Origin of the sequence: Marinobacter azerbaijanicus (assembly GCF_030250645.1) — a bacterium.
GTDB classification, from domain to species: Bacteria; Pseudomonadota; Gammaproteobacteria; order Pseudomonadales; family Oleiphilaceae; genus Marinobacter; species Marinobacter azerbaijanicus.
On record NZ_JASSVS010000050.1, the window covers coordinates 1 to 2,478 of the forward strand.

A 2,478-nucleotide genomic window follows, 5' to 3' on the forward strand; every position below is an offset into this window, starting at 1 on the left:
TCAGCTCACCCTCTTGCGCCGTCTTGTGTACGTGATTCTGCAGGTCGAGCATGGCCTTGAGGCCGGCGGGGCTGGCGGAGTAATAGTTCATGCGCATGGGAGGGTCTCCTGACAGTGAATGACAGGCCCCAGGCTAGCCCGGGCGTTGGGCGCGACATTGTAGATTTTCGACCTGGCTGTGGGAGCTTGCCCCCGACCGGCCTGTGCCTGCGGCAGTTTGCCCCCGGCCTCGCGCTGCGCGACCATGTGCAATGCTTCTGGCACGCCAAGGGTATCGCCGTGCCGGGTGCGGAGGCGGTGGAACTGTTGCACCCCGATGGCGGCATGGGGTTGCTGTTCAACTTCGGCGGTGCCTTGAGCCGCGACGGGAAGGCCGTTGCCGGCGCCTGTTGGGTCGATGGCCCCAAGCTGCGCACGGCGCGGCTGTCGGTGGGCGAGGAACTCGACCTGCTCGGCGTACGTTTCCTGCCGGGAAGCGGGGCGTTGTTCATCGGCGAGGCGCTGTCGGCACTGACCGGGGGGGAGCTGGTACCGGGCGATGCCCTGCGTCATCTGGCGCTCGAGACGCTGCACGAGAGGCTGTGCCAGGCGCCTGACTTGGTTGGGCGCATCGTGCTGCTGGAACACTTCCTGCTTGAGCGGTTGCGCCATGCGGAAGTGGCGCCGCCGGTGCTCTCGGCGTCGCTTAAGTGGCTGCGCCGGCGCACGCTACACGGGCCTGGAGCAGGCAGCATCGGGGCACTGGTCGATGCGCTGCCGATTGGCCAGCGTCGGCTGGAGCGGTTGTTCCAGCAACATGTGGGGCTTTCGCCCAAGCGCTATGCCCGCCTGCTGCGCATCGCACGCAGCCGTGAGCTGATCAAGCGGGGCGGGGCGGCGGTGTCACTGACCGATACTGCACACGCCGCCGGCTACTTCGACCAGGCCCACTTCATCCACGACTTCAAAGCCGTGATCGGCCTGACGCCGGGAGGCTACCTCGAGTATGTGCGGCAACGCTATGGCTAGGTCGCGACTGGCCCGAGCCGGTGGCAGCGCACTATGGCCTCGCGGGTCCTATCTCACCGATTCATATTCGTCGTGGCGTTTCACCCAGTCCATCAGGTTGTGATGGGGACCCGTTTCGTTACGGCCCTTGGGTGTCATGTCGAGCAGCATATAGGTGCCATCGACGAGTTCGTCGCCGCGCCCGTAGGTCGAATAGGTATGGAAGATGTCGCCGTTGGCATCGCGGTAGAACACGCTGAGGCCGCTTAGATCCTCGATCGAGACGTTGCTCGTGGCGTAGTTGTAGGTGACCTCGCCCTTGGCGATCTCCTCGGGCCGGAACGAGACATGGTAGTCGTAATTGAAGTCGCTGCCGTGCGAGGAGACCCACTTCGCACGCCAGCCCATGCGCTGGCGATAGGCTTCGATCTCGCCGAGCGGAGCGCGTGAGACCCGCACCAGACTCACATCATGGTGCTCGAGATGGACCAGCGTGCCTTCGATGTGATCGGCAGCGAAGGAGCAACCGATGCAACCCGCCTCCCAACCGGGGCCGAACATGAAGTGATGGACGATCAACTGGCTGCGTCCATCGAACAGATCGGCGAGCGTCCTGCGGCCTCCGAGCGTATCGAAGACATACGCCTTCTCGACTTTCACCCACGGCAAGGCGCGGCGCTTGGCATTCAGGCCGTCGCGCAGGCGGGTAAGTTCCTTTTCCTTGGCCAGCAGCACCTTGCGAGCGGTTAGCCACTCTTCGCGGGATACGACGGGGTGGGACATTTCAGCATGCACTGACACGAGGCTTCCTCCTGTGCTGACGTTGCAGGAGGTAGTCGTCCCGTGGGGGCTGGATTCGACAGCTGGGCAGAGTGGCACGCGTTGACATGATTGCCTAAAGCAACTAATTGCTTGCTCTAGGCAAGCAATCAGAGAATCTCCCATGAGCGCAGAACAAGACCTACACGAGCGGGCCGGGACCGTACGCAGCTTCAATCGTTTCTACACGCGGCAGATTGGGGTATTGCACGAGCAGCTTCTGGAGAGCCAGTTCTCGCTCACGGAAGTTCGCATCCTGTATGAACTGGCACACCGGCCGACGCTCACCAGCGCCGATCTTTGCCGGGAGTTGGGGCTCAACGCGGGCTATGTGAGCCGGGTGCTGAAAGGGTTCGAAGAACAAGGGCTCATTACCAAGACCCGCTCGTCCGCCGACAGGCGGGCGGCGCAACTGCAGCTGACGGACCAGGGCCTGGTGACGTTCCGGTCGCTGGACGAAGCGTCTCAGAGTGAAGTCGTCTCAATGCTCAAGCGTCTTTCGACGCCGGAGCAGCACCAACTCACCGAGGCGATGAACAAGATCCGGCGGCTGCTCGGTGAATCCGACGCGAGCTACCTGCTGCGCGATCCGCAGCCGGGCGACATGGGCTGGATCGTTCATCGGCAGGCGGTGCTCTACGCGCAGGAGTACGGCTGGAACGCAGAGTATGA

At 63.4% G+C, this 2,478-nt stretch carries 3 protein-coding genes; 2 read left to right on the forward strand and 1 reads right to left on the reverse strand.

Features of this window, described 5'->3' with window-relative positions:
• Positions 1–186: 186 nt before the first annotated feature.
• A complete protein-coding gene (locus QPM17_RS23435) occupies positions 187–1,008 on the forward strand; it encodes a helix-turn-helix domain-containing protein (protein WP_285394154.1) in 822 nt (273 codons plus the stop codon).
• A 48-nt stretch (positions 1,009–1,056) separates the two neighbouring features.
• On the opposite strand, the gene QPM17_RS23440 is transcribed toward QPM17_RS23435, so the two are convergent.
• The gene (locus QPM17_RS23440; RefSeq protein WP_285394156.1) at positions 1,057–1,770 is read right to left on the reverse strand and encodes a DUF899 domain-containing protein; all 714 of its coding nucleotides are present in this window, start codon (positions 1,768–1,770) and stop codon (positions 1,057–1,059) included.
• Positions 1,771–1,930: 160 nt separating this feature from the next.
• Here QPM17_RS23440 and QPM17_RS23445 point away from each other — a divergent pair.
• Positions 1,931–2,478: MarR family winged helix-turn-helix transcriptional regulator (locus tag QPM17_RS23445; RefSeq protein ID WP_285394155.1), on the forward strand; the 548-nt coding region annotated here is incomplete at its 3' end.